We start from the raw sequence: 26,492 nt of genomic DNA on the forward strand, positions 1-26,492 counted from the left end.
CTTATAGATAAAAATGGAATCAATGCATGGAAAACTCTCAAAATATTTTGCAACGTTTTGCACTACGTGTCAGTGATTGGTCGGAGAAATGGTTTCCAGACTCTTATATTTTTGCCCTATTGGGTGTCGTGATCGTCGCAATTGCTTCGATCAGCATTGGCGCACCTGCCAAAGATGTCGCAGTGTCCTTTGGTGATGGTTTTTGGAGTCTGATCCCTTTTACCTTACAAATGTGTATGCTGATTGTGGTTGGTTATGTGGTTTCTGTTTCAAAACCTGTAGAACTGCTGATTCAAAAAATGGCTCGAATTCCCCATAGTGGCCGCGGTGCGATTGTTCTTGTTGCGACAGTCAGTTTATTAATTTCGCTGATTAACTGGGCCATGAGTACGGTACTGACTGCCTTGTTAGTAATTGCTTTAGCTAAACGCAAAGAACTGAATATGGACTATCGTGCTGCTGCTGCTGCCGCGATTATTGGTATGGGCGCGACGTGGGCCTTAGGTATTAGTTCTTCTGCGGCACAACTGCAAGCCAACAAAGCCAGCCTGCCCGAATCGATTTACAATCTAACGGGCGTGATTCCCTTCACCGAAACCATTTTCTTGCCACAGTCGATGATCATGACGGCTGTATTGATTATTGCCTCGATTGCTATTGCATTTTGGTCTGCACCCAAAGGGCAAGACATTAAAACCATTGATCAATTCCCCATTCAGTTTGAGGAAGAAACTAACCCGACTTCAACCACAAAACGCCCAGGAGACTGGTTAGAGAACTCGCCTTTATTGAGTATCTTGATTGTACTCTTGGGGCTGGTTTGGATGTTCAATGAGTTCAGCAAAAGTAATCCGATCTTGGCCATTTCAAGCCTAAATACCTACAACTTTATTTTCCTGATGCTGGGTATTGCACTACATGGTACGCCACGAAATTTCCTCAATGCTGTCACCAAAGCCGTGCCAGCAGTCTCAGGTGTCCTGATTCAGTTTCCACTGTATGGCAGTATCGCCTTTATGATGACGCAAGCACTGAACAGTCATGATTTGTCGCTATCACATTATATTGCTGAGTTTTTTGTTTCGATTGCCTCCAAAGAAACCTTTGCCATTGTGATGGGCTTATATTCTGCCATTTTAGGCTTTTTCATTCCTTCTGGCGGTGGTAAGTGGATTATTGAAGCACCCTATGTCATGCAAGCTGCACATGATTTAAAAGTGCATTTAGGCTGGTCGGTGCAAATCTATAATGCTGCTGAAGCCTTGCCGAATTTAATCAACCCATTTTTTATGCTGCCAATGCTTGGCATTCTCAAATTAAAAGCCAAAGATGTGATCGGCTTTACTGTCACTCAATTGGTTTTCCACCTACCTTTGGTGCTGTTCCTACTTTGGATTTTAGGCCGTAGCCTGACCTATATGCCACCTACCTTCTAAACGAGGAAAAAAACACAATCTAAATAAAAAAGGACGAATCATATTCGTCCTTTTCTCATTCTATAAAGCGTATTTTTAATGTAGCCCAATTAATTAAACACATTAGACTTCCTTCATAAATCATTTTTCAATCAATTTAATTGTTTATCTTTCACCCAATCTAAATTGTATATGCCAGCAAGTAAATTAAACCGCAGGTTTAATCTTTTACGACGATTTCTATATACACAAGATAAAATCTTCTCTGTACACGACAAAAATAGATAACTCATTGAAATAATGTCATAATAATTGTTTTCTAACGACGAATACTATGACACATCTCAATGAGTTATATCTTATCTTAAACAAATATCTAAAATGGAACAAGTCACATTTAAAGTGCTTTGCGCTCATCATGCTTGTGATTATTTTAAAGCAAACATGTAATCTTTCTTCTGCATCTAAAGCCTTGCCCATCAAGTGCTTACCACAATCATTTTATCGACGTATGCAGCGCTTCTTTGCAGGTCAGTATTTTGATTATCGTCAAATTTCTCAGTTGATTTTCAATATGTTTTCATTCGACCAAGTGCAACTGACTTTAGATAGAACCAATTGGAAATGGGGAAAACGAAATATTAATATCCTGATGCTCGCAATCGTTTATCGTGGAATAGCGATACCTATCCTTTGGACATTGCTTAATAAACGTGGAAATTCAGATACGAAAGAGCGCATTGCTTTGATTCAACGCTTTATAGCCATTTTTGGTAAAGACCGTATTGTGAATGTGTTCGCAGACAGAGAGTTTATCGGTGAGCAGTGGTTTACATGGTTAATTGAACAAGACATCAACTTCTGCATTCGTGTTAAAAAAACTTCATTGTCACCAATCATTTAGGAAAGAATCATAAAATTAGTGATTTATTTCGCCATCTTAAAGTTGGTCAAATTGAATGTCGTAAACGACGGATTTTGGTTGGTCGGGTGAAACTATATATAAGTGCACTACAGTTAGAAAATGGAGAGCTTTTACTCGTCGTTTCTCCTCAGTTTAATGCCAATGCTATTCAGGATTATGCATTACGCTGGGAAATTGAAACCTTATTCAGTTGTCTCAAAGGACGCGGGTTTAATCTTGAAAATACGCGCTTGACAGACCCTAGACGAGTGAAAAAATTGATTGCGGTGTTAGCTATAAGCTTCTGTTGGTGTTACTTAACGGGTGAATGGCAACATGATCAAAAAAAAGTGATAAAAATAAAGAAGCATGGACGACTCTCAATGAGTTTATTTCGCTATGGTTTAGACTATGTTCAAATGGCGATTCAGCGTTTAATTGGTTTTGGGAAAAAAGAAGAGTTTAAGGAAATTTTGGCAATTTTAAGAAGGCAGAACCCTGATAGGATAAGGGTTCTGTGAAATTTGTCGTGTACAGAGTAAAATCTTAAAACATTTCATCCTTCCAAATACATGCTCTACTTGAATTCGTCTACGACCAATCTCTCTATTTAACTTTTTTAATTCAGAATCTAATTTTTCAGTTTTCTTTGCTTTAGATGGCATGAGGCATCCAAAACCCAATTTTTTTATCCCTAAATACCCCTTATCAACGATAAAAAAGGGCTTAAATTTTAATTTCCTCATACTTTTTTTAAATATTTTAAAATCATGCATGCTTCCATGACTTCCACATACACTCAGTATTTCACCTGTTGTATAGTGCATAGATAGCTGAAATTTAAAGGTATGTCGCTTTTTTTTACCGCTATACCATTTCTTCTGTTTTTTTTGGACGTTGAACTAATATTTCAGTTGCATCAATCACAACAACTTCCCAATCCACTTCATCTCGATTAGGAAGTTGTTTTGGCAAGTTAAATTTTCCAGAACGGATTAAGGTATCTTCAATAACACGTGTGATACGAATTGCACTCGTTTCAGATACACCGTAACTCATACCAAGATGGAAAAATGTTCGATATTCTCTCCAATATTCTATACATAAGAGCAAACGATCTTCCAACGGTAATTTATGCGGTCGTCCTTTACCAATATGACGAGGTAAATGCTTATTTAGCTCGGCCAACATGAGGTTAAATGTAGCCCAACTAACACCGGTAAGCCTACGAAACTTAACGTTTGATAATTTTTGAATATCTTTGAATTTCATCCAAGGATTATCTCTTGAATTAAATAATTTTGCTGATTAATTTAAGATCAAATAAATTGTACGTTTTTTGATTTATGACGGAAGTCTATTATTTAAATACACAATGCGCTCATTGGTTTTTTGGTTAAAGCACTTGGTATATTGCAATTGTTGATCTTGGGCACGTAAAGCATCATCCCAATATTGCGACTGCTTTTGATAGGTTTCTTTTTCACTATCCGTCATTTGGTAGACACTTTTTTGAGAAATCACTTTACAGTCCACATCACGTTTTTCAAACCAATCCGTTTGGTCTTGTTGTAGCTGCTGTTTTTGCTCCTCAGTGAAATTGTCCCAAGTTTGGTTCAGACGTTCCACCACTTTGACTTGGTCAGCGTCCAATTCCTTCTTACGAATATTCATGGCTTTCTGTGCCAGTTCCATCTGCGCAACTTCTTGCACATTATATTGTTTTACTCTGTACACGACAAATTTCACAGAACCCTTATCCTATCAGGGTTCTGCCTTCTTAAAATTGCCAAAATTTCCTTAAACTCTTCTTTTTTCCCAAAACCAATTAAACGCTGAATCGCCATTTGAACATAGTCTAAACCATAGCGAAATAAACTCATTGAGAGTCGTCCATGCTTCTTTATTTTTATCACTTTTTTTTGATCATGTTGCCATTCACCCGTTAAGTAACACCAACAGAAGCTTATAGCTAACACCGCAATCAATTTTTTCACTCGTCTAGGGTCTGTCAAGCGCGTATTTTCAAGATTAAACCCGCGTCCTTTGAGACAACTGAATAAGGTTTCAATTTCCCAGCGTAATGCATAATCCTGAATAGCATTGGCATTAAACTGAGGAGAAACGACGAGTAAAAGCTCTCCATTTTCTAACTGTAGTGCACTTATATATAGTTTCACCCGACCAACCAAAATCCGTCGTTTACGACATTCAATTTGACCAACTTTAAGATGGCGAAATAAATCACTAATTTTATGATTCTTTCCTAAATGATTGGTGACAATGAAGTTTTTTTAACACGAATGCAGAAGTTGATGTCTTGTTCAATTAACCATGTAAACCACTGCTCACCGATAAACTCTCTGTCTGCGAACACATTCACAATACGGTCTTTACCAAAAATGGCTATAAAGCGTTGAATCAAAGCAATGCGCTCTTTCGTATCTGAATTTCCACGTTTATTAAGCAATGTCCAAAGGATAGGTATCGCTATTCCACGATAAACGATTGCGAGCATCAGGATATTAATATTTCGTTTTCCCCATTTCCAATTGGTTCTATCTAAAGTCAGTTGCACTTGGTCGAATGAAAACATATTGAAAATCAACTGAGAAATTTGACGATAATCAAAATACTGACCTGCAAAGAAGCGCTGCATACGTCGATAAAATGATTGTGGTAAGCACTTGATGGGCAAGGCTTTAGATGCAGAAGAAAGATTACATGTTTGCTTTAAAATAATCACAAGCATGATGAGCGCAAAGCACTTTAAATGTGACTTGTTCCATTTTAGATATTTGTTTAAGATAAGATATAACTCATTGAGATGTGTCATAGTATTCGTCGTTAGAAAACAATTATTATGACATTATTTCAATGAGTTATCTATTTTTGTCGTGTACAGAGATTGTTTTATATTCTTTTGTATTTCTGCATTTTCTTTTTCATATGCCGCAAACTGAACCGCATGCTGCGTCACCAACACTACACCATCAATCACGCCATTTTGGTTCGGTACATTCAGACTAATGCCTTCTTTATCCGTTTTAATGATGTTATAGCTAAATGCACCTTGTAGCTGATCGTTGTCTAAGTTGAGTGAATATTCCCCCTCTTCTAAGACATCACGCAAAGTACTTTGATAACCGTCCTCACACTCTTCGCATGGACGTGCTAAAAACGCATTTTCAGCACGTTTCTGTAACCCTTTCGGGAAAATCACCACCAACTGGCTTTCGCAGTCCAATTGCTTCGCTGTATCAGGCTTTTCTGTGGTCGTTGAAAACCGTTATTTAAAACCTACTTAAACCTACTTACGTGGGTTTAATGTTTAATTCCTACTTCATCATCAAGAACCAATTGCTATTGCGCTTGGGATTACCTCAATTCCATAGGCTGTCACGGTGTAACTCACCGCCATTGGTGGCTTATGTAGCCACCAATTCTTTATCTGCATGTTTTAGAATATTGATGGCAGCATTAATATCCCTGTGATGCAGGGTGTTACATGAACATCGCCACTCACGCATTGCAAGTGTCAGGTTTTGGTTTAATTCACCACAATTCGAACACATCTTGCTGCTTGGAAAGAATCGTCCAACAGAAAGTATTGATTTGCCATGCTGTTTAGCCTTGTAAATCAACTGTCGCTTGAACTCATAAAAGCCCATATCCGATATGGCTCTTGAGAGCTTACGGTTTTGTACCATACCTTTCACATTTAAATCCTCAATCGCAATCAGATCGAATCGCTTAACTAAATCAGATGTGACTTGATGAAGATTGTTTTTTCTCAAGCATGATATTTTGTAGTGCAAACGAGAGAGCTTGGTTTTCGCTTTTTCTCTGTTTTGACTACCTTTCTTTTTACGGCTAAAAGACTTAGCAAGTCGTCTTAACTTGGCAAGCTGTTTCTTTAGTGGCGCACTTGATGGAACAACCTCGCCATTAGATAAAGTGGCAAGACTGGAAACACCTAAATCAATACCAACAGATAAACCTGTTTTGGGGTGAAGTTTCTCAGGCTGATTTAATTCAACAGCAATCGAAGCAAACCACTTACCACCCTGTTTAAATATTTTCGCTGATAATATTTTTCCTTGATAACGCAAATCCTCAGTCATTTTTACCCAACCCAAGTTTGGGATACTAATTTTTCTATCTTTAATGCTGAATTGGTCATTTGATAATGAGAAGCGATCATCTACGCCTTTTTTTCTAGGCTTTGGATATTTGGATTGACCATTAAAAAAACGATCAAATGAACTACCCAATTGCTTAATCGCAAGTTGTGGCGCACATTTGGTCACTTTAAGCATGAAAGGGTATTTCTCACGCTTGAACGAGTTTAAGTGCTTTCTTATTTTAGCTTCGGATGGTTTATTTAGAAGTTTTTTATCCACCTGAACGCCATAATAGTCACACTGATCTCTATATTCCTTATCTGCTTTATATTGACGTTGCCATTCTTTTAAAGCCCAATTATACGACAAACGAGCAACACCACTCGCTTGAGCGAAATGACTTGCTTGCTTATTATTTGGCAGTAATTGGATTACATGCCCTCGTATGAATCGGCTCATAGTGCGTCTTTGACTGCCTGTATTAACTTTTGGTTTTTCTTACTACGACTACCATATAATCTTGCCGAAAACACTGTAATGATTTCCAAAACATCTTGAGCAAGTTCTTCCTCAAAAGACAAATTTTCACCCTTATTAAGAATGACGATCTCCACGCTTTTAGCTTCACATAAGGCAAAAACCAACTCAGCACCAAACCGCAATAAGCGATCTTTATGCGTTAAAACCAAACGTCCGATTTCATCATTCATGATTGCTTCTAGCAGCTTATTTAAGCCTTTTTTTCTATAGTTCATACCCGAACCAAGATCGGAGATTAATTCAAACGTCCAACCTTGATTTGCACAGTACATTTCAAGAACTTGTTGCTGTCGAATTAAATCTTCTTTTTGGTCATGACTCGATACCCTTGCGTATGCAATGGTTTTCCTTTGAAGTTGACTATCGGGCTTGTGTATTTGCTCAGGCGTGATCTTACTCAGATCATATCGTCTATGATTTTTAGGGGTTCGATCTGCAACCAAAGTGCCTTCTTCATCCCAACGCCTTAATGTTTGAATGGAAACACCTAATGTTTTAGCTGCAACGCTAATGCTTACATATTTACTCATGTTGTATATAATAGTATAGAAATAAGTAGATTTCAATTAGCAGTTACAAACCCTTTAATTTCAAAGCGAATACCGTTATTAATCTGCGTTAATAATTTTTCATCGGCCTCATATTCACGGCTATCACGCAGACGGCGGTCTAGGGCTTTTAAGTATTCAGCTTTTAAATGCGCTTGAATTTGTTCGACATTGGCAGGAGCCGTACAACTCCAATCTGACATTTCTTGCGGTTCAGCAACCGTTTCTGTTTTATTCTCTGTTCGGTTACAAGCACTTAAAAATAAACTGCTCAAGATTAGACTGGCAAAAATTGTTTTCTTCATCATTGTTATAAAACCATAAGGCTGTTGTTTTTCGCAGCGTATTTAACCAAAAAATAAGCTTTTATGCGAGTAGCTATATAAAAGAACCCTGCCGTAGCAGGGTTAAAAATATCGTTTAGTTGACCTTTTCAACACCATGGTCGTCCACTTCACGCACCACACCAGAGTCTGTATTTAAAACCTCAAACTCAATACGACGGTTTTTAAATTTGCCTTCATCGGTTTGATTGTCTGCAATTGGCTTTTCTTGGCCATATCCAATCGCTCGCAATTGCGCAGGATCGACACCTTTAAAAATTAAATAATCCACCACCGCTTGTGCTCGATTTTGCGACAAGGTTTTATTGACTGCCGCATCTCCCGTTGCATCTGTATGCCCCATCACGGTCAGTTTGACTTGCGGTGCTTTTTGCATCAGCGCTGCGGCCTGATCCAAAATCGACTTATTGACATCAGGTATCGCCGATGAAGCTGTATCAAAGTTAATAATTTGCAAATTCAATGCCGTGGCAACGTCTAGTGCTCGAACTTGCTCAGGATTAATTTCTGCCAGCGCACGCTCAGCATCACTAATACTGGTATCCACGGCACGGTTTACATCCAGTGGTTGCTGAGTCACAACCGTCATATTGTGTAGTAAAGGTTTAATTTGATCTGCCACTTTAAGTGCATTGGCTGGATCTTGCGATTGAATCGATAACTGATTGCCAAACCATGTTAAATTTACATTCGGTACACCTTTCAATGCACTGATTACACTGGGTATTGCATCTTGGTCGATAAATTCAGTGTGATACATACTCTGCATATCTGCACCACAGCCGATGCTGTTATTAAAAATTTGCTTCACTTCTTTTTGTAAAATTTCAACATAAGCAGCATTGGCTGAGAAAATTTGGCAGGTGACCAAGTCTCCTGTTGCCCCTGTGGTGATTTGAAATTTAGCGGGTTGGCTGGCATTCACATTTGCAACTGGTGCTGTTTCAGTCGTGACTTTGTCGGTACAGGCCCTAAAAATAAAAGCAAACAATGCCGCAAAAATAATTAAAGCCAAAATTGGCAGTAAAAATGACCGTTTCTCATCTACTTTTGTGGTATGTACACTTGCAGGTGCAACATGTGTAGCTTGTCCTTGTAAGGTATTTACCCCTAATCCGGCCAGTAATGCACTTGCCCACTCAGGTAACGCACGACTAATAGAATCTGTGTTGACCTGTAGTAAATGGGAAATCGCTTCAGGTTCTGAAGAGCCTGCCTCTGTGGCTAAAAATGCTAATGCAGGTGTAATTGAACGGCTCAAGGTACTTTCAATTTCATCTGCCGATACTGCCCCACGGACATGCTCCAAAAACTGTTGCTTGAGACTGACATTCGAGGCAAAAGCATCATTGAGACGTGGATTCAACTGCTGCTGAAATGCAGAAATCAGTTCAGATTTTGACTTTAATATAGACAGTAAAATTGGTAAAAAGGACTGAATCGCTTGATTTTTTTCAAGTAAATGTTGTGTATCACCCTCTAAAACAATTGCAGAGATATTTTGTTTTAGTAAATCCATAAAATCGACATTCATGAAGTCTTACCCCACTTTTTCTCATTGTTTTCATCGTCATTTTTCAGTTTATCTGTTCATTTTTTATACTTTGTAAAATATTGTATTTGCATCATTTTTATCTAGGCCCAATAAAAAAGCCAGCCGAAGCTGACTTTTTAATCCACATTTAATGCAATATTTAAGCTGCAAAAGTTTTTAGAACTTTTCCTCTCACCACTTGATTGATCAAAGGTGTATTTTTACCTTGTGACAAAATATTGTCTTTATTCACAATCCAGTCTAACTCAGGATCAACCAACACCCAGCCAGCTTCAGCAGACCAACGTTCAAGCATATTGGCTACCGTGGCAGGTGCAATGGTGACTTTTTCGACCCATTCCAAAGGACTAAATAAACCTTCACGCACCAATTGCACACCGAAAGCTACATAGGTATCAAAAGCGGTAATGCCTGGCTGTGTTTCAGCAAATGGTGCTAGCTTTGCAGAGCTACTCAGCGGTTCATGATGCGTACAAATCGCGTCGATCACTCCACTTTTCACACCTTGGCGCAGGAGCTCTTTATCCGACTCAGCACGTAACGGAGGACGGACGTGTGCAAGTGAGTTAAATCCATCAATCAACTGATCTGTTAAATGCAGCTGATGCATTGCCACATCACAAGTGACTGGCAGGCCTTTATCTTTAGCGATTTTGATCAAATCGACAGAAGCGCCTGTAGACAATAAGCCAAAGTGAGCACGAACACCCGTCGCTTCAATCATTAACAAATACTTGGCAATCGCAATGGTTTCGGCAATCGCAGGGATGGTCGGTAAGCCCTGACGCGATGCCACAAAGCCCTCATGGACACAGCCATCTTTGGCAATTTGCGGTTCTTCGGCATAAAACACCACAGTCATACCAAGGCCTGCTGCGTATTCTAAAGTGCGCAGCACCACATCGTCATCTGCAAAAGGCGCATTGGCATTTGAAACGGCTGTACAACCACCCTTTTTGAGACCCGCCATATTTGCAGGTTGGTTGCCTTGTAAGCCTTGGGTTTGAGCACCAATCACTTCAAGATAAATGCCGCCATCCAACATCGCTTTTTCCATCAAACCATGAATCAAAGCACCATTATCTTGCACAATCGGTTTTGAGTCTGGCGGTGTAAACACATGCAAAATACCATTTTCACGCGCAGCACGACCTTCTGATTTTAATGTCCCGTGCTGCTGCTGACCTGGCTCACGTAGGCGTGCACATAAGTCCACCATCGTTGGCATCAACCACTTGCCTTGACCATCAATTGTTTCAGTGACATTGGCTGTTTCAGCAACCAACTTGCCATTTTCGATATATACCGTTTGAACCGCATCTGTTTGATGAATTGGGTCAAGAACACGTACATTTTCAATTTTTACAACAGTCATGACTTATTCCTTATACCGCAATTGCGTCTAACAAACCTTGCTCTTGCAGTTGACCTTGCATTGCAAGTGCCAAAACTGCCATACGTACAGCAATTCCGTTGGTCACCTGATTTAAAATCACAGACTGTGGACCATCGGCAATACTGGAATCAATCTCTACACCACGGTTCATAGGTCCCGGATGCATTACGATGCAATCAGGTTTTGCCATTGCAAGACGTTCTTTGTTTAAACCGTACATTTTGTAGAATTCAGCTTGAGATGACAGCGCAGGCGAATCAATGCGTTCATTTTGAATGCGTAAGGTAATAATCACGTCGCAGTCTTGAATCCCTGCTTCCATGTTATTAAATAGACGTACACCTTCACCGTATTCATCAAAGCCGTATGGCAGCAACGTGTTCGGTGCAATTACACGAATGTCCTTACACCCCAGTGTTTGTAATGCAGCAACATCTGAACGCGCCACGCGTGAGTGTTTAATATCACCAATGATGGCAATTGAAATATCTTCAAATTTCTTTTTGGTTTCACGGCGAATGGTCAGCATGTCCAACATAGCTTGTGTTGGATGCGCATGACGGCCATCACCTGCATTGATAATTGCAACATGAGGACAGACGGTTTGGGCAATAAAATGTGCCGCACCCGAGGAAGAATGGCGTACCACAAAAATATCCGCAGCCATCGCTTCTAAGTTCCACAAAGTGTCTCTAAGCGTCTCCCCTTTGGAAGTACTTGAACGTGCGATATCGATATTTAATACATTTGCAGAAAGACGTTTTGCCGCTGCTTCAAAAGTGGTACGAGTACGGGTTGAGTTTTCAAAGAAAAGGTTCATTACCGTTCGACCTTCTAAGAGGTTGTTGGTAATCAGCTGATTTTGGTCATTAAAAAAGGACTGCGCGGTGTCCAATATTTTTGTAAGAGTTTCTTTAGAAAGACCTTCGATGGTGAGGAAGTGTTTGAGATGACCATCTTGGTTGAGTTGAATCTGACTCGGAGTATGCAATGCTGCCAAGTGCATGAGAGATTCCTTGTACGTTAAGTTAACGCATTATACAGATTTTCTTTTTGATTTGGACCTCAGTTTAAAACAATTGCCTTAATTATCATCGGCTTCAAAACTAAGATTATGAAATTCTTATCTATTATTTCAACCAGTTAAATTAAACCATCAAAGGCTAAATTAGCCAAATTCGGAGTTCATCAAATTGCTATAAATATCAATTCTATAGAGTTTCTTATCTCATTTATCCAAGCGGACATTTAAAAAAGCTCTCTTGCGAGAGCGATCCAACTTCAGCGATTCTTATCGTAAAGCGCCAATATAGTGATGTGACACCTGGGCACGGTAGATTTCTTCTTCAGTGGCTTCCAACTCATGTCGTGTCGTGTCGACCTGTTTAGGTTTTTCGATCACGGCGGTTTCTTCATAGTTAAAAACATCCATGACACTGTCTAAACGACTCACCAATCGAATCAGTTCAGCATCTTCTGTACTTAAAGCAAGCTCTGCCATTTGACGTGCATAACTTGGGTTTTCCACCAAATACATCACATCAATTACACGCCCCGATACACGGCGCAGACGTGCATAAAGTAAAGTTGCAATTGAAAAAGCATCAGCATGACTTACAACACCGCGATCTAACTTGGTCGACATATTCATCCCCTTTCAAGTGAAAAATATTTACTAACGATCTATCAGAAATCAGTCAGCAAATTAAACTTGCAAGGATTTAGCAAAATACGTACCAAAAACGTTATTGTTCACATGGTGATTCATTTATTTTGATATTTCCGCTGAGTAGAAGCATATTTAAAAAACCATTCAGAGGCAAAATACGTTAAACTTTAGCGAGTTTATTTTGTTTTATTTTGGTCTCTCAAATTTATGAAAACCGCTTCGCGTTTAAGCAGCTATTGGGTTACGTGTGCCGATGGCTTAGAAACCTTACTCCAAGAAGAATTAGAAGGTTTAGGTGTTCAAAACATTGAACGTTTTCCTGGGCGTTTAGTTTTCAAAGGTACACTGGAACATGCCTATCGCATTTGTATGTGGTCGCGTCTTGCTTCGCGTGTACTCACACCAATTCATGTCCATGAGCTGGAATTTAGCCATGATGCACGTGATGTCGCTGAAGAGCTCTACGAAGGTGCAATGAACTTTGATTGGTCGCTAATTTTTGCACCACAAAGCACCTTCGCCGTTCGTTTACATATTGAACGTGAAATTAAGGTGAACAGCCAGTTTGCAACTCTACGCGTAAAAGACGGTATCGTCGATTCATTCATGGAAGCTGTTGGTAAGCGTCCAAGTATTGATATTAAGCAACCTGAAATTACCATTTATGCACTCGCAGGCAAAACTGAACACACCTACTGTTTAGACTTATCTGGTGATTCATTACATAAACGTGGCTACCGTCGTTATATGACCGATGCCCCAATTAAAGAAAACTTAGCCGCTGCGATTTTACAAAAAGCCAAGCTCCTTACAAAAAGACCCGATATTTTCCTTGACCCAATGTGTGGTTCTGGGACGTTCATTATTGAAGCATTAATGATGCTGACTGACCGTGCACCGGGTTTAGTTCGTCGTTTCGGTTTCAATGGCTGGAATGGCCATGACCATGATCTGTGGATGAGCATTAAAGCGGAAGCAGCTGAACGCCATCAAGCAGCTTTGGAACAACCGCTCCCTAAGTTCTACGCATTTGACGCAGACTGGGAAGCGGTAAAAGCCACCAAGCAAAACATTATTGCTGCGGGTTTTGAGCGTCTACTAGACCAGATCCAAATCGAAGAACGTACTTTAGCCGACTGGCCAAACTTTGAAGCCGAAGGAAAAACAGCCTTTATTGTGACCAACCCACCTTATGGTGAGCGTTTGGGTGATAAAGCCTCAAACCGTGCTTTATATTTAGGCTTATCTGCTTTGCTGCAAAAGAACTTCCCAAATCAAACCGCAGCAGTTATCGCCGCAGCCGTCGAGCAAGCCGATGTATTGGCCCTGAATGACCCGCAAACCATGCGTTTGATGAATGGTAAACTGCCAATTTACGTTCGTTCAGGTTCAGTTAAACCTGTTGCAGTGATCAAGCCGTTCTTGGAAACATGGCAGCCTCAGCAATTTGAAGCAATTGAAGGCGCTGAAGACTTTGCTAACCGTTTACAAAAGAACATGCAGACCTTAAAGAAATGGGCAGTAAAAGAAAACATTCACTGTTTACGTTTATATGATGCTGACCTTCCAGACTTTAACGTCGCAGTCGATTTGTATGGTGAACGTTTACACGTCCAAGAATATGCGCCACCGAAAAAAATCGATCCTGAAAAAGCCAAGAAACGTTTCAATCTTGCTTTACAGGCGATTCGTGCTGTAACAGGTTTAGGCCGTGATGCGATCTTTATCAAAACACGTGCTCGCCAAGAAGGTAAAACTCAATATACCAAGCAAAGTACGGCTTCTAAGCGTTTTATCGTGCAAGAAGGCAAAGCAAAAATCTTAGTGAACTTAACTGATTACTTAGATACCGGCTTGTTCTTAGACCATCGTCAAATGCGTTTACGCATTGCACAAGAAGCGCGTGGTAAGCACTTCTTAAACCTATATAGCTATACCTCTACAGCCAGCTTACATGCAGCTTTAGGCGGTGCGGCAAGTACCACCAGCGTCGATCTTTCAAATACATATTTGAACTGGTCTAAAGAGAACTTCGTCTTGAACGGCTTAACGGTCGACCATGCTGATGAACAACATCAATTCTTTGCCAGCGACTGTTTTGAGTGGTTAAAAGAAGGTCATGAGCAATATGAGCTGATCTTTATTGACCCACCGACTTTCTCAAACTCGAAGAAATTCTACGGTACCTTTGACGTACAACGCGACCATTTATCATTGCTTAAACGTGCAATGAACCGTTTAACCACGGATGGTACTTTGTACTTCTCGAACAACTACCGTGGTTTTGAAATGGACGAAGAAATTTTAGCATTCTTTGATGTCGAAGAAATTACCAGTGAAACCATTGGGCCTGATTTCAAGCGCAATCAAAAAATCCACCGTGCATGGAAAATTACCCATCCAAAAAACTAATGCACTGAAGATGAAATACCAGCAGGTCTTTCATCTTCGCTAAATTTTGCATTAGACAATTTTCAGATATAAAAAAGGGACGAAATACGTCCCTTTTATTATGTTAGATCATCATCTTTTACATTATTCAGTCAGGAAATTGGTTTGCCCATATTTGTAATCAACTGACATTTTCATGACATTCCCTTCACGTTTCACCTGCCCTGAACTCTGCATCGTCGAAAGCATGCTTTCGATCTCTTGATCAGACATGCTGATGCCTCCTTTTTGCAGATAATTATTCATGATGCGCGAGATCATATTTTTATCAAACTGAATATCTGCTCTGTATTCCATTAAACTCGGCATCATTTTCACCATACCCATCACCGTCGATTGGTGGCTCGGCATAATACGCCCCGTCACACTCGCTTGTGCAACCCCTTCCCCAATAGCAAATTGGTTCTCTTTTGATTCAAAACGGAAACCTTCATTAATCACTGCCAATAAAGCAGGCTCCATATCTTTTTCCATTGCCTCTTTTGCCAAACAACTGTTTTCACTTTTCGCCAAAATATCAAACAACGTCTGCAATTTTTGTCGGTTTATATCGAGTACATTAAAATTAAACTGTACGTTTTGGACAGCGGGCGCTGAAGGCATTTTCATTTCATCTAGACGCAATAACATTTCAGTGTTTACAACTCGGTCTGTCAGTTCACTTTGCGTTTCTATACTAAAATTCTTTAGTTCGGCATTGGTAGGTTTATTGATATTTCGATCTGACATTTTCAGCAGATCCATCTTAATTTTGGTTTCACCCGCCTCAAGATACTCACCATTCAGCCCTTGGTTACTTTCTAGCTTTAGCCCCACCATTTGCAAATGTATATTTGGATCGGTGACTGTTAGATTCGGAATTTCAAGCTGTAAATCCAGTATCTTTAACTGCTGTTCGATCGGTTTTGCCCGAAACTTTAATGTCATCGGGTCTAATCTAGACTGGAGTTGAGCTTCATTACGGGTAATCACTGGCGTAGTCAAGGTACTATTCAAAGTACCCAACCAATTCACTTTGCTTTGTACTTTAAGTGGTTCCTTCAACAAAGACTGAAGTGCGCCGGGTGCTTGCGTAATATTAATATCTGAACGAATCGCATATCCATTCCAACTCCGTTGAATATGATCCTGCCCCTTCAATTGGATCACTTCTTTCGGTTTACATGGGTCTAGTACTAATTCAGCGGTCCAGTTCGCACTGCCATTTAAAGCACCCATTTGAAATTGTTGATATTGCAACTTTAAATCATTCGACTGTTTGGTGCTGTGTTGATAATAAGCCTTCAAACTTTTATCCGCATAAAGATTCCCCCCTACTGTGACCACAGCAAGCGTAAGTACGCCTCCAATACCCCACTTCAATTGAGTCATTTCTTCTATCTCAAGTTGTTTGTTTTTTATTAAAATAAATTATAAAGAGAATCTTTAAATAAAGATAATTGTTTTGCGAATAAACCACTTAGATGCCATACCCATCACATAAATGTGAAAACTTACGTCACATTTTTGCTTAAAAGTGTCATCTTTTAACATTTCTATCACGTAATAAAAAACCCAGCCGAAGCTGGGTTTTTTAGTTTCAATGAACCGTTTAAATGATTAACTCATTTTCACTTTGTCAAAGCTCAGCTGACCATCTTGTGCAGTGATCATAATATTGTCTCCGGCCACATAGTAACCCGACAATATTTTTTGCGCTAAGTTGTTTTCAACCTGTTGCTGGATGGCACGTTTCAATGGGCGTGCACCGTATACAGGGTCAAAACCAGCGTCAATCAATAAGTCAAAGGCTTGATCATCCACCGTTAAGCGCATATCTTTTTCAACCAAACGATCACGTAAACGATCCAATTGAATATCCGCAATACCACGAATTTGCGCCTTTTTGAGTGAATGGAAAACCACTAACTCATCAATACGGTTGATAAACTCTGGACGGAAATGTTGCGTCACGGCATTCATCACCACTGCTCGCACTTCTTCATCCAAAGGATTGTCACCCAACTCACGCACATCACTCGAACCTAAATTCGATGTCATGACGATCACAGTATTTTTAAAGTCAACCACGCGACCTTGCGAATCCGTTAAGCGACCATCATCCAACACTTGGAGCAAGATGTTAAACACATCGGGATGTGCTTTTTCCACTTCATCGAACAGCACGACACTATACGGTTTACGGCGTACAGCTTCGGTTAACACACCACCTTCTTCATAGCCGACATAACCAGGAGGCGCACCCACCAAACGGCTGACAGAGTGTTTTTCCATAAACTCGGACATGTCGATACGAATCATGGCATCGTCACTATCAAACAAGAAGTTTGCCAGTGCTTTGGTCAACTCTGTTTTACCAACACCAGTTGGACCCAAGAATAAAAACGAGCCGCTTGGCCGGTTCGGATCGGACAAGCCCGCACGCGAACGGCGAACCGCATTGGATACTGCAACCACAGCATCATCCTGCCCAACGACACGGTTATGTAAGAACTCTTCCATATGGAGAAGTTTCTCACGTTCACCTTGCATCATTTTAGCCACTGGAATGCCCGTAGCAGCACTAACGACTTCTGCAATTTCATTGTCAGTGACTTTGTTACGCAGTAGTTTTGGCTCTTCTTTTTCCTCAACGACTTCTTCTTCATTGAGACGTTTTTCCAGCTCTGGAATCACACCATACTGAAGACGCGACATTTCACCTAAGTCGTTTTCACGCTGCGCTTTTTGCAGCGCAATACGCGCCTGATCTAATTCAGCTTGAACTTGTTTGGTGCCTTCAACTAAAGTTTTCTCAGCTTTCCAAACCTCTTCTAAATCATTGTATTCATGTTGAACTTCGCTAATTTGCTTTTCAAGATGAGCGACTTCCGCACGACTACCTACATCTTCATCTTTTTTCACTGCTTCAAGTTGCAGTTTCAATTGAATCAAACGACGCTCAAGTTTATCCAAAGCTTCTGGCTTAGAGTCCAGCTCCATTTTGATACGAGAAGCCGCTTCATCAATCAAATCAATCGCTTTATCAGGCAATTGACGGTCGGTGATATAGCGATGTGACATTTTCGCTGCTGCAATAATGGCAGAGTCTAAAATTTTCACACCATGGTGCACTTCATATCGCTCTTTCAAACCACGTAAAATCGCAATGGTGTCTTCCACACTCGGCTCATCGACCAACACTTTTTGGAAACGACGCTCTAGTGCAGCATCTTTTTCAATGAATTGGCGATATTCATCCAATGTGGTTGCACCAACACAGCGTAACTCACCACGCGCGAGAGCAGGTTTGAGCATATTGCCTGCATCCATCGCACCATCGCCTTTACCTGCGCCCACCAGCGTGTGTAATTCATCAATAAACAAAATGACTTCACCATCTTGTTTAGACAAATCTTTCAGTACTGCTTTTAAGCGCTCTTCAAACTCGCCACGGTATTTGGCACCCGCAAGCAAAGAACCCAAATCTAAGGATAAAACACGTTTACCTTGTAAGCTTTCAGGTACTTCACGGTTAATAATCCGCTGTGCCAAGCCTTCAACAATGGCTGTTTTACCCACCCCTGGTTCACCAATCAACACTGGGTTATTTTTGGTACGACGCGACAAAACTTGAATGGTACGACGAATCTCGTCATCACGCCCAATCACAGGATCTAACTTACCTGCAAGTGCACGTTCAGTTAAATCAATGGTGTATTTATTCAGAGAATCACGTTGATCTTCATGATTGTTGCTCATGACTTTCTCATCACCTCGAATTTTTAAAATGACTTGGCGTAAGCTGTCTGCTTGTACGCCCACACTGTTGAGTAGCGTTTTAGTTGCCCCCACTTCGGCCAAGGCTTGCATCACCCAATCGGTAGACAAAAACTCATCGCCTGCTTTTTGCGCGAAGCTATCTGCCAAATTCAGTGCTTTGACTGCCTCTGAACTTAAGTTGACGTCCCCTGTAGGATTTGTCAGTGTTGGTGCATCAGCTAGCGCTTGTTTTAATTTGCTTTGTAAAGCAGGTAAATTGGCACCCGCTTGTTGCAACAAACTCAGATTGGAGGTTTCATCTAACAATGTTGATAAGATATGAATACCTTCAATTGCTGTATGGTCTTTCCCCACTGCAAGTGATTGAGCATCTGAGAGAGCTTGCTGTAAGCGGTTTGTGAATTTTTCAAATCGCATTCTTGTTTTCCTCACAATAAATTTCGAACTTGATGGATATATGGGAACAATTGCTCAAAATTCAATTCAAATTTAATTAATTTTTCTACATTTTAACTTATTTTTCATTAGTTTATCTTAATAATAAACTCATAAGACTGGGTTATAAGATGGGTCTTCTCCGTCTTATTTTCAAGCGCCAACCTAGATTATTTATGTATTAAAGACCACGACGACCTATCAATCCGTGACAACCAAAATCATTTGATCAATTATTAATCAAACAAGCAACGCATTTTTCTATTTATTCGTGTGATGAATTGTGTCCCAGTTTACGGAATCAAAACAAAAGCGTGAAGCATGAAAAAGGCCGATCACCAGATCAGCCTCAAATGACTTAAAAGTCAGCGTTTAATTTGCTTCAATAATCTCAAAATCATGGGTGATTTCAACCCCACCATCCATCAACATTTTGCTCGCAGAACAGTACTTTTCTGCCGATAATTCCACAGCTTTTGCGACTTGTTTTTCCTTCACCGCATGACCCGTAATCACGAAATGTAAGTGGATTTTTGTGAACACTGCAGGGATGCTATCTGCCCGCTCTGCCTTGAGTTCACAGCGTACATCGGTAATTTCTTGGCGTGATTTTTTAAGTATGGTCACGATGTCAAAAGAGGCACAACCACCCAGTCCTGTCAGGATCAATTCCATTGGTCTTGGACCACGGTTTTCACCACCATATTCTGGCGATCCATCCATGATAACACTGTGACCACTTTGAGTTTTTGCTTCGAAAGCAACATTCTCTAACCAATGAACAGTTGTTTGCATTGCAAGTACCTAAAAAAAGCTATAGATTGACGAAGTGACTGTACACTAACATAAATTGAGTTGATAAGGAATTTCAGCTCTGACTGTGTGACAAGTTCACCCTAGGTCTGTGCGATCTATATTTTATCCATTTTCGGAACCGTTAGCATGACTTCAAGCTTTTCACAATTAAGCACTGATGCGCTGTCTCCAGGTCAACTCCCCGAGTCAGTCAAAGCATTATTAAAACGCGCATATATTAATCGTTATCCTAAGCGTACAACCATCGTAGATGCAGGCTCAGAATCTAAATCTTTATATTTGATTTTAAAAGGTTCGGTCTCCATTATTCTGCGTGAAGACGATGAACGTGAAATCGTAGTCGCTTATTTAAATGCGGGTGATTTTTTTGGGGAAATGGGTCTATTCGAAGCAAACTCACAACGTACTGCAGAAGTGCGTACCCGTGATGTCTGCGAAATTGCTGAAGTGACTTATGAAAACTTCCATGAGCTCAGCAAACAATACCCTGACCTGAGCTATGCAGTATTTGCACAGCTGGTACGCCGTCTAAAAAATACCACTCGCAAAGTGACTGACCTTGCATTTATCGATGTTTCAGGTCGTATTGCACGTTGCCTAATCGACCTATCTTCGCAACCTGAAGCGATGATTTTACCAAATGGCCGCCAAATTCGTATTACGCGTCAAGAGATTGGACGTATTGTCGGTTGTTCACGTGAAATGGTTGGTCGTGTTTTAAAAACACTCGAAGAGCAAGGCATGATCGAAACTGATGGTAAAGCCATCTTAATTTTCGATGCCTCTTTAGAAGAGTCAAAAGCGAATGCTGATGACTATGAAGACGAAGAATAAGCCGTTTTTCTTCGTAGCTGATACAGCCAAAAGCAAATCTTAGGATTTGCTTTTTTTTATGTCTTTAAATCTGCTTCTGCTTTGACAAAATCATGACAAACTTTGTAAAAATAGTGATTTAACCTACTGGGCATAACTGTGTAACCTAATTCGACCGAAAAAATGCAGTCCATAAAAGGAAATGTTGAATGCAATTTAAACCCTTAGCCGATACAGGTATTTTGGTTCCTGAAATTTGTCTCGGCACCATGACCTTTGGTGAGCAAAACACTCAAGCTGAAGCCTTTGAGCAACTTGACTATGCTTTGGCGCAAGGCATTAACTTTTGGGACACTGCGGAAATGTACCCTGTTCCTCCAAAACCTGAAACCCAAGGTGCAACCGAAAGTATTATTGGCCAATGGATTGCCCAGCGCGGCGGTCGAGACAAGCTATTTCTAGCCTCTAAAATTGCGGGGCCATCGCAAGGTGGTAGTCATATTCGTGATGGACAGACTCGTTTTAATGCAACCGATATTTCTTCTGCCCTAGATGGCAACCTAAAGCGTTTACAGACCGATTATATTGATTTATATCAGCTACACTGGCCACAGCGCCCAACCAACTTTTTCGGAAAATTAGGCTATGAAAACAGTGAAGCCCATAACACGCAAACCGTGACCTCTTTGCAAGAAACACTACAAGCATTAGAAACAGAGATTCAAAAAGGGCGTATTCGTTATATTGGCTTATCTAATGAGACGCCATGGGGCACTATGAAGTTTCTACAGATTGCAGAACAGCTTGGTCTATCTAAATTTGTCAGTGTGCAAAACCCATATAGCCTATTGAACCGTACTTATGAAATTGGTATGTCGGAAATTGCGAAATATGAAGGCATTGGTTTACTCGCCTATTCCCCACTCGCTTTTGGCTATCTCACAGGTAAATTCCGCAATGGTGCACGCCCAGCCAATGCTCGAGTAACGCTTTTCAGCCGCTTTAGTCGTTATAGCAACCCAGAGAGTGAATGGGCAACAGAACAGTATGCGCAACTGGCTGAACGACATGGTTTAACACCGACACAACTGGCTTTAGCCTTTATCAAGCAGCAATTTTTTGTGACCAGTACGATTATTGGGGCGACCAACTTAGACCAGTTGAAAGAAAATATTCAAGCTTTTGAGATTGATTTATCCGAAGATGTTTTACAGGGTATTCAAGCTATTCATCAGCAACAACCTAATCCTGCGCCATAGATATTTCTTATATTAGCTGTTCAGGTGAAGCACTACTTCACCTGTCACAAATAATTGATGATTTTCAAAATCATCAACTGATATTAAAAAAGGACGCCTTGGCGTCCTTTTTTATTCAAAACGAATTAACGTCTTTGATTATAAACCGCTTGAGCAGCGGCTAAGTTCTTACGCATTGCTTCAATACGTTGACTATTTGAGGGGTGCGTCGACAGGAATGAAGAACCGCCTGCTCCATCGAGCTTATTCATTTTTTCCCACAGACTAATTGCGGCTTGAGGGTTATAGCCTGCTTTAGCCATCAACATTAAACCACCTTGGTCTGCACGACTTTCTAGGCTACGTGAGTATGGCAAGCCAATACCAATTTGACTACCTAGCTGTGCTGCTGCCGAACCCGTTTGACCTACACCTGCTGCACTTAGACCAATTCCCAATGCCAAATCCGTTAATGCCTGCGCACCAACCTTACTCTTCGAGTGCTCTTCTAAAGCATGCACCATCTCATGTCCCATCACCGCTGCAATTTCAGCATCAGTTAGGTTCAATTTATCTACAATACCTGTGTAGAACACCACCTTACCACCAGGTGCAACATAGGCGTTGACCTGATTTGACTTAAGTACTGCCAACTGCCAGTCAAATTTCGTTCCAGTTTGATTCATTTGATCGGCATATGGCTTCAAGCGATTGAATACACCATAAATACGCTTATAGGTCGTAGATGAGGTATCTAAGGTCTTTGTGCTTCGCGCTTCATTCACAGTTTTGTTGAAGCCTTGGGTTGCTGCTGCATTTAATGTTGCAGTGTCTGCACCTGCCACTTCCGCAAAAGTTGCACAACCTGAAATTGTAACCACACTTGCTGCACACAAACTCATTAATATTTTATTTTTCATTATTGCTTAACTCCATCCATCTCAAAGCATTTTACATAATGTGCTGAATTATATTGAATAGATTTAAATTGTTAAATATCATCACCACGTTTTATCATAGCAATTATGTAAAAATATCTTCACAATTAAGCACAATAAGCCAAATTTCCGCGTTAGAGCGATATCTACACACCACCTTAAACCTAGTTACATAAACTGAATCAAAAGCCAATAAACCAAACACAGAATATTTAAACCCAAATACAGGTGGCTTAAAGGTTCAATTTTTTCCTCAAGGGTCGCACTTTTACGCTTCGCGAACAGGAATGCATTTTGGAGCAGTATGATCGGCACTAAGATACAAGCAATAATCACAGACAATCCAATGAGCGCACTATAAATCACGTCTGGATCGGTGGTTTGCCCTTGAATAATCATCATCGCGATTGTTGGCGCACCACCCATAGCAAAAAGTAGTGAGTAAAAAATAGTTCCCGCGATATTCTTTTGCATCCTGCCTGCTCATCTGTTTATTGTGCATTTTATTCTAACAAGCACTTATACATTATGTCGTGCTTATTCATGCAACTTTAGTCGGGAAAATCATTCCAGCTCAGTAGCTTAAATCAACAGCAGTAATGCTCATGCACAGATGTACCGCACAAATAAAAAACCCTGTACGAGACAGGGTTTTTTACTCAATGCTTTATCGCTTAAGCGTCAAATGGATGACGTAAAACAATCGTTTCTTCACGGTCTGGACCTGTAGAAATGATATCGATTGGGCATTCGATTAATTGTTCAATGCGTTTTACATAGTTGATCGCTGCTTGTGGCAATTGATCCATTGATTTCGCACCAAAGGTAGACTCAGACCAACCTGGCATTGTTTCATAAATTGGTTTTAAAGTTTCAAATGCAAGCGCATCAGAAGAACCAACACAACCAGAATCCGCTGCTTCGTAACCTACGCAGATTTTCACTTCTTCTAAACCGTCAAGAACATCAAGTTTAGTTAAGCAAATACCTGAAAGTGAGTTTACGTCTACAGAACGACGAAGGATTTCAGCATCGAACCAACCACAACGACGTTGACGACCTGTAGAAGCGCCAAATTCAGAACCTACAGTCCCTAAGTGCTTACCAATCGCATCACCTACGTCATTTGCAGCGTCATAAACCAACTCAGTTGGGAACGGACCTGCACCTACACGTGTTGTATATGCTTTGGTAATACCCAATACATAGTCAAGATGTAATGGCCCCAAACCAGAACCTGAGCTTACGCCACCAGCAGTCGTATTTGAAGACGTTACATACGGATATGTACCATGGTCAACATCTAGAAGTGAACCTTGAGCACCTTCAAACATGATGTTGTCACCGTTTTTACGGTAATTATGCAGCTCTGTAGTGACATCAATCACAAGTGGTGCAACCACTTCACGCCATTGATCACACAGCGCAAGTACATCTTCTAATTTAACTGCTTCTACGCCGTAGAATTGTGTTAATTGGAAGTTATGGTATTCAAGAAGTTCAGTTAACTGAGCTTTAAGATGCTCGCCACCACGAACCAAATCTGCAACACGAATTGCACGGCGTGCAACTTTGTCTTCATACGCAGGGCCAATACCACGACCAGTGGTACCAATTTTCGCATTACCACGCTTGATTTCACGCGCTTGGTCAAGTGCAATATGGTTTGGCAAAATCAGTGGACAGTTCGGAGAAATACGTAGACGTTCTTTAACTGGTACGCCTTCTTTTTCAAGAATGTCCATCTCTTTGATGAGCGCTGCAGGAGAAAGTACCACACCATTACCAATTAAGCACAGTACGTTTTCACGTAAAATACCAGATGGAATGAGGTGTAATACAGTTTTCTTACCACCAACGACAAGTGTATGACCTGCGTTATGTCCGCCTTGATAACGAACGACCGCAGCCGCTTGATCTGTGAGCAGGTCGACGATTTTACCTTTACCTTCGTCGCCCCATTGGGTACCGAGTACCACAACATTCTTGCCCATAATAGCCTCATTGCATCATGCTGTTAAAATTGAAGAACTTCTCAGGTTTTAGCTTACCTGAAGAAGTGATTAAATCTGTTCTACAGTCCATTGGCCTGCAACATTCACCAACTGGTGCGTTGCATATGGAAGCGTAGTTAAATCATCCTGCCCCAAAAGTTGAATCACGCTCATGCCCTGAGCACGCGTGTGTTCAATCGCTTGGATCAAATCTGTTTGAGTACCTTTGGGTGCAACCACAAGACTGTTTTGCTGAAAACGACCTGCACTAAGTGCATATAAGTCACAACTAAAGCCTGTTGCTGGACGTGCACGCCCAAAGTGCTCACCAATTCCGTCATAACGTCCACCTTGTGCCAATGGCGCAGCACGGTTTGGTGCATAAACGGCATACATTAAGCCCGTATGGTAGTGATACGAACGTAGCTCAACCACATCAATACCCATCTGAAGATTTGGCCAACGTGCTTGAATCTCAGATTGTGTAGTTTTTAATGCATCAAAAGCGTGCTTAAATTCAGCATCGGCAATGACTTCTGCACTTAAATGCGTTTGCAAGGCAGCTAAGTCACTTGCATAACGACCTAAAGTATAAAAGTCTGCACCAAAGTTTAAATCTTGGGTAAATTCAGCCAATTCTGGCAGAGCTTTACGTTGGTATAAATCAGAGAGTTGACGTTCAGTCGCTTTGTTTAAACCCGCAACTTTCACCATACTACGGAATAAACCCACATGGCCTAAATCCAAATGGATACCGTCTGCAAAACCTGTTTTTTCAAGCAGGCTGATCATCACATCAATCAGTTCCACATCGGCATCAATGCTGTCTGAACCAAATAGCTCAGCACCTAACTGCAAAGGTGTACGCGTGGTATTAAAGCCTTGTGGTTTGGTATGTAGGACTGTTCCTGCATAGCAATAACGAGCAACGCCTTCAACTGGATGTACATGCGCATCAATACGAGCCACTTGTGGTGTCATATCGGCACGCACACCAAGTAAACGACCAGAAAGCTGATCAATCACTTTAAAAGTGGCTAAGTCTAAATCTTGATTCGATTCTGAAAGAGAAGATAACGATTCGATGTATTCAATGAATGGCGTGTACACCAACTGATAACCTCGAGTTGCGAGGAAATCTAATGCTTGACGACGCAAAGTTTCAATCACTTGCGCCTGTTCTGGTAGTACATCAGCTACACCATCAGGTAATAACCATGTCTCTGAAATGGGCATGTTGTAAACCTAAAATCTTGTCTGCGCGGAACGAATCCGCATAAAAAAATCGGGGCACACCCGATTTCTCTTAGTCTATCACGATACAATGTGCTGTGCATTAGACAATTTCGGAAAATTTAATTTATCGTTTCGATGTCATCGTTAACAACTTTATAAATTCTTACCGATTTTGAGCGAGCCATTCAAAACATGGCTTTAGACAATGCCTAAGTATCAGAATCAATAATATTAACTCATCCTAGTGCTCTGCACAGATTGGAAAAATTCATTTAAGACTTTGTTTTATATTTTATTTCCAATTATACCTGTGC

At 40.7% G+C, this 26,492-nt stretch carries 22 protein-coding genes and 2 pseudogenes; 5 read left to right on the forward strand and 19 right to left on the reverse strand.

Translation table 11 applies throughout. The features are described from left to right. The first annotated feature begins 26 nt into the window (after nucleotides 1-26). Both AC4CUX_RS01260 and AC4CUX_RS01265 read left to right on the forward strand, forming a co-directional pair. A complete protein-coding gene (locus AC4CUX_RS01260) occupies nucleotides 27-1,436 on the forward strand; it encodes a short-chain fatty acid transporter (protein WP_201951906.1) in 1,410 nt (469 codons plus the stop codon). Between the two features lie 313 nt (nucleotides 1,437-1,749). After that, a protein-coding gene (locus tag AC4CUX_RS01265; RefSeq protein WP_088631513.1) for an IS4-like element ISAba1 family transposase occupies nucleotides 1,750-2,840 on the forward strand; the annotation gives its coding sequence in 2 pieces (ribosomal slippage) (nucleotides 1,750-2,290 and nucleotides 2,290-2,840; 1,092 coding nt in all). Here AC4CUX_RS01265 and AC4CUX_RS01270 read toward each other — a convergent pair. The 12 genes and pseudogenes from AC4CUX_RS01270 to AC4CUX_RS01325 form a co-directional block, all read right to left on the reverse strand. Further along, nucleotides 2,802-3,149: pseudogene (locus tag AC4CUX_RS01270) on the reverse strand (transposase family protein); the annotation flags it as partial. The gene AC4CUX_RS01265 and the pseudogene AC4CUX_RS01270 overlap by 39 nt on opposite strands. Before the next feature lie 37 nt (nucleotides 3,150-3,186). Beyond that, nucleotides 3,187-3,591 carry a transposase family protein gene (locus tag AC4CUX_RS01275; protein WP_000669095.1) on the reverse strand — a complete coding sequence of 135 codons (405 nt, stop codon included), beginning with the start codon at nucleotides 3,589-3,591 and terminating at the stop codon, nucleotides 3,187-3,189. Nucleotides 3,592-3,663: 72 nt separating this feature from the next. Further along, nucleotides 3,664-4,044: pseudogene (locus tag AC4CUX_RS01280) on the reverse strand (DUF1311 domain-containing protein); the annotation flags it as partial. Between the two features lie 20 nt (nucleotides 4,045-4,064). Further along, nucleotides 4,065-5,155, reverse strand: a protein-coding gene (locus AC4CUX_RS01285) for an IS4-like element ISAba1 family transposase (protein WP_088631513.1) whose coding sequence is annotated in 2 segments (ribosomal slippage) — nucleotides 4,065-4,615 and nucleotides 4,615-5,155 — 1,092 coding nt in all. Because the reading frame shifts where the segments join, the coding sequence is not laid out codon by codon here. A 33-nt stretch (nucleotides 5,156-5,188) separates the two neighbouring features. Continuing rightward, nucleotides 5,189-5,566, reverse strand: coding sequence for a hypothetical protein (locus AC4CUX_RS01290; RefSeq protein ID WP_490792116.1), 378 nt, complete (start codon nucleotides 5,564-5,566; stop codon nucleotides 5,189-5,191). A 181-nt stretch (nucleotides 5,567-5,747) separates the two neighbouring features. After that, a complete protein-coding gene (locus tag AC4CUX_RS01295) occupies nucleotides 5,748-6,902 on the reverse strand; it encodes an RNA-guided endonuclease InsQ/TnpB family protein (RefSeq protein ID WP_005402020.1) in 1,155 nt (384 codons plus the stop codon). Beyond that, on the reverse strand, nucleotides 6,899-7,513 hold the full coding sequence (locus AC4CUX_RS01300) for an IS607 family transposase (protein ID WP_005402019.1): 615 nt from the start codon (nucleotides 7,511-7,513) through the stop codon (nucleotides 6,899-6,901). Before AC4CUX_RS01300 ends, AC4CUX_RS01295 begins: the two co-directional genes overlap by 4 nt. A 32-nt stretch (nucleotides 7,514-7,545) precedes the next feature. Continuing rightward, nucleotides 7,546-7,839, reverse strand: a complete 294-nt coding sequence (locus tag AC4CUX_RS01305; protein ID WP_227557031.1) for a hypothetical protein — start codon at nucleotides 7,837-7,839, stop codon at nucleotides 7,546-7,548. Nucleotides 7,840-7,951: 112 nt separating this feature from the next. Next, nucleotides 7,952-9,409, reverse strand: a complete 1,458-nt coding sequence (locus AC4CUX_RS01310; protein WP_201951911.1) for an OmpA family protein — start codon at nucleotides 9,407-9,409, stop codon at nucleotides 7,952-7,954. A 160-nt stretch (nucleotides 9,410-9,569) separates the two neighbouring features. Next, the gene (locus AC4CUX_RS01315) at nucleotides 9,570-10,805 is read right to left on the reverse strand and encodes a dihydroorotase (RefSeq protein ID WP_201951915.1); all 1,236 of its coding nucleotides are present in this window, start codon (nucleotides 10,803-10,805) and stop codon (nucleotides 9,570-9,572) included. A 10-nt stretch (nucleotides 10,806-10,815) separates the two neighbouring features. Beyond that, nucleotides 10,816-11,832, reverse strand: coding sequence for an aspartate carbamoyltransferase catalytic subunit (locus AC4CUX_RS01320; RefSeq protein ID WP_148825756.1), 1,017 nt, complete (start codon nucleotides 11,830-11,832; stop codon nucleotides 10,816-10,818). A gap of 285 nt (nucleotides 11,833-12,117) precedes the next feature. Further along, a complete protein-coding gene (locus AC4CUX_RS01325) occupies nucleotides 12,118-12,471 on the reverse strand; it encodes a hypothetical protein (RefSeq protein ID WP_004696191.1) in 354 nt (117 codons plus the stop codon). A 231-nt stretch (nucleotides 12,472-12,702) separates the two neighbouring features. Here AC4CUX_RS01325 and rlmKL point away from each other — a divergent pair, with 231 nt between their 5' ends. Continuing rightward, nucleotides 12,703-14,907, forward strand: coding sequence for a bifunctional 23S rRNA (guanine(2069)-N(7))-methyltransferase RlmK/23S rRNA (guanine(2445)-N(2))-methyltransferase RlmL (gene rlmKL, locus AC4CUX_RS01330; RefSeq protein ID WP_201951918.1), 2,205 nt, complete (start codon nucleotides 12,703-12,705; stop codon nucleotides 14,905-14,907). A 123-nt stretch (nucleotides 14,908-15,030) separates the two neighbouring features. Here rlmKL and AC4CUX_RS01335 read toward each other — a convergent pair whose 3' ends face one another. The 3 genes from AC4CUX_RS01335 to AC4CUX_RS01345 form a co-directional block, all read right to left on the reverse strand. Next, a complete protein-coding gene (locus AC4CUX_RS01335; RefSeq protein WP_201951921.1) occupies nucleotides 15,031-16,317 on the reverse strand; it encodes a DUF945 family protein in 1,287 nt (428 codons plus the stop codon). 228 nt (nucleotides 16,318-16,545) lie between these two features. Further along, entirely contained in the window at nucleotides 16,546-19,125 is a 2,580-nt protein-coding gene (gene clpB / locus AC4CUX_RS01340) for an ATP-dependent chaperone ClpB (protein WP_201951924.1), read from the reverse strand. A gap of 390 nt (nucleotides 19,126-19,515) precedes the next feature. Further along, complete coding sequence (locus AC4CUX_RS01345; RefSeq protein WP_004982311.1) at nucleotides 19,516-19,938, reverse strand: OsmC family protein; 423 nt, start codon at nucleotides 19,936-19,938, stop codon at nucleotides 19,516-19,518. Between the two features lie 147 nt (nucleotides 19,939-20,085). Here AC4CUX_RS01345 and crp point away from each other — a divergent pair, with 147 nt between their 5' ends. After that, nucleotides 20,086-20,793: a cAMP-activated global transcriptional regulator CRP gene (gene crp, locus AC4CUX_RS01350; RefSeq protein WP_004696183.1), complete on the forward strand. Its 708-nt coding sequence runs from the start codon at nucleotides 20,086-20,088 to the stop codon at nucleotides 20,791-20,793. Nucleotides 20,794-20,981: 188 nt separating this feature from the next. Further along, nucleotides 20,982-22,031 (forward strand): NADP(H)-dependent aldo-keto reductase, encoded by a 1,050-nt coding sequence (locus AC4CUX_RS01355; RefSeq protein ID WP_078388958.1) that lies wholly within the window; start codon nucleotides 20,982-20,984, stop codon nucleotides 22,029-22,031. A gap of 125 nt (nucleotides 22,032-22,156) precedes the next feature. Here the strand turns inward: AC4CUX_RS01355 and AC4CUX_RS01360 are convergent, their stop codons facing one another. The 4 genes from AC4CUX_RS01360 to AC4CUX_RS01375 form a co-directional block, all read right to left on the reverse strand. After that, nucleotides 22,157-22,930 carry a M48 family metallopeptidase gene (locus tag AC4CUX_RS01360; protein ID WP_004982314.1) on the reverse strand — a complete coding sequence of 258 codons (774 nt, stop codon included), beginning with the start codon at nucleotides 22,928-22,930 and terminating at the stop codon, nucleotides 22,157-22,159. Between the two features lie 186 nt (nucleotides 22,931-23,116). Further along, entirely contained in the window at nucleotides 23,117-23,422 is a 306-nt protein-coding gene (locus AC4CUX_RS01365; protein ID WP_004696180.1) for a hypothetical protein, read from the reverse strand. A gap of 200 nt (nucleotides 23,423-23,622) precedes the next feature. Continuing rightward, nucleotides 23,623-24,942: an adenylosuccinate synthase gene (locus AC4CUX_RS01370; RefSeq protein WP_114836827.1), complete on the reverse strand. Its 1,320-nt coding sequence runs from the start codon at nucleotides 24,940-24,942 to the stop codon at nucleotides 23,623-23,625. Between the two features lie 69 nt (nucleotides 24,943-25,011). Beyond that, nucleotides 25,012-26,178 (reverse strand): ATP phosphoribosyltransferase regulatory subunit, encoded by a 1,167-nt coding sequence (locus AC4CUX_RS01375; protein WP_078388960.1) that lies wholly within the window; start codon nucleotides 26,176-26,178, stop codon nucleotides 25,012-25,014. Between the last annotated feature and the right edge of the window lie 314 nt (nucleotides 26,179-26,492).

It is taken from the genome of Acinetobacter sp. 231_lipA, from assembly GCF_058243005.1.

Excerpts from the sequence above, each read along its gene's own strand:
- AC4CUX_RS01375 (WP_078388960.1), bottom strand. The coding sequence starts at position 26,178 with ATGCCCATTTCAGAGACATGGTTATTACCTGATGGTGTAGCTGATGTA.
- AC4CUX_RS01275 (WP_000669095.1), bottom strand. The coding sequence starts at position 3,591 with ATGAAATTCAAAGATATTCAAAAATTATCAAACGTTAAGTTTCGTAGG.
- AC4CUX_RS01300 (WP_005402019.1), bottom strand. The coding sequence starts at position 7,513 with ATGAGTAAATATGTAAGCATTAGCGTTGCAGCTAAAACATTAGGTGTT.
- clpB (WP_201951924.1), bottom strand. The coding sequence starts at position 19,125 with ATGCGATTTGAAAAATTCACAAACCGCTTACAGCAAGCTCTCTCAGAT.
- AC4CUX_RS01325 (WP_004696191.1), bottom strand. The coding sequence starts at position 12,471 with ATGTCGACCAAGTTAGATCGCGGTGTTGTAAGTCATGCTGATGCTTTT.
- AC4CUX_RS01260 (WP_201951906.1), top strand. The coding sequence starts at position 27 with ATGGAAAACTCTCAAAATATTTTGCAACGTTTTGCACTACGTGTCAGT.
- AC4CUX_RS01315 (WP_201951915.1), bottom strand. The coding sequence starts at position 10,805 with ATGACTGTTGTAAAAATTGAAAATGTACGTGTTCTTGACCCAATTCAT.
- crp (WP_004696183.1), top strand. The coding sequence starts at position 20,086 with ATGACTTCAAGCTTTTCACAATTAAGCACTGATGCGCTGTCTCCAGGT.
- AC4CUX_RS01370 (WP_114836827.1), bottom strand. The coding sequence starts at position 24,942 with ATGGGCAAGAATGTTGTGGTACTCGGTACCCAATGGGGCGACGAAGGT.
- AC4CUX_RS01320 (WP_148825756.1), bottom strand. The coding sequence starts at position 11,832 with ATGCACTTGGCAGCATTGCATACTCCGAGTCAGATTCAACTCAACCAA.
- AC4CUX_RS01305 (WP_227557031.1), bottom strand. The coding sequence starts at position 7,839 with ATGATGAAGAAAACAATTTTTGCCAGTCTAATCTTGAGCAGTTTATTT.
- AC4CUX_RS01360 (WP_004982314.1), bottom strand. The coding sequence starts at position 22,930 with ATGAAAAATAAAATATTAATGAGTTTGTGTGCAGCAAGTGTGGTTACA.
- AC4CUX_RS01365 (WP_004696180.1), bottom strand. The coding sequence starts at position 23,422 with ATGCAAAAGAATATCGCGGGAACTATTTTTTACTCACTACTTTTTGCT.
- AC4CUX_RS01355 (WP_078388958.1), top strand. The coding sequence starts at position 20,982 with ATGCAATTTAAACCCTTAGCCGATACAGGTATTTTGGTTCCTGAAATT.
- AC4CUX_RS01345 (WP_004982311.1), bottom strand. The coding sequence starts at position 19,938 with ATGCAAACAACTGTTCATTGGTTAGAGAATGTTGCTTTCGAAGCAAAA.
- AC4CUX_RS01335 (WP_201951921.1), bottom strand. The coding sequence starts at position 16,317 with ATGACTCAATTGAAGTGGGGTATTGGAGGCGTACTTACGCTTGCTGTG.
- rlmKL (WP_201951918.1), top strand. The coding sequence starts at position 12,703 with ATGAAAACCGCTTCGCGTTTAAGCAGCTATTGGGTTACGTGTGCCGAT.
- AC4CUX_RS01295 (WP_005402020.1), bottom strand. The coding sequence starts at position 6,902 with ATGAGCCGATTCATACGAGGGCATGTAATCCAATTACTGCCAAATAAT.
- AC4CUX_RS01310 (WP_201951911.1), bottom strand. The coding sequence starts at position 9,409 with ATGAATGTCGATTTTATGGATTTACTAAAACAAAATATCTCTGCAATT.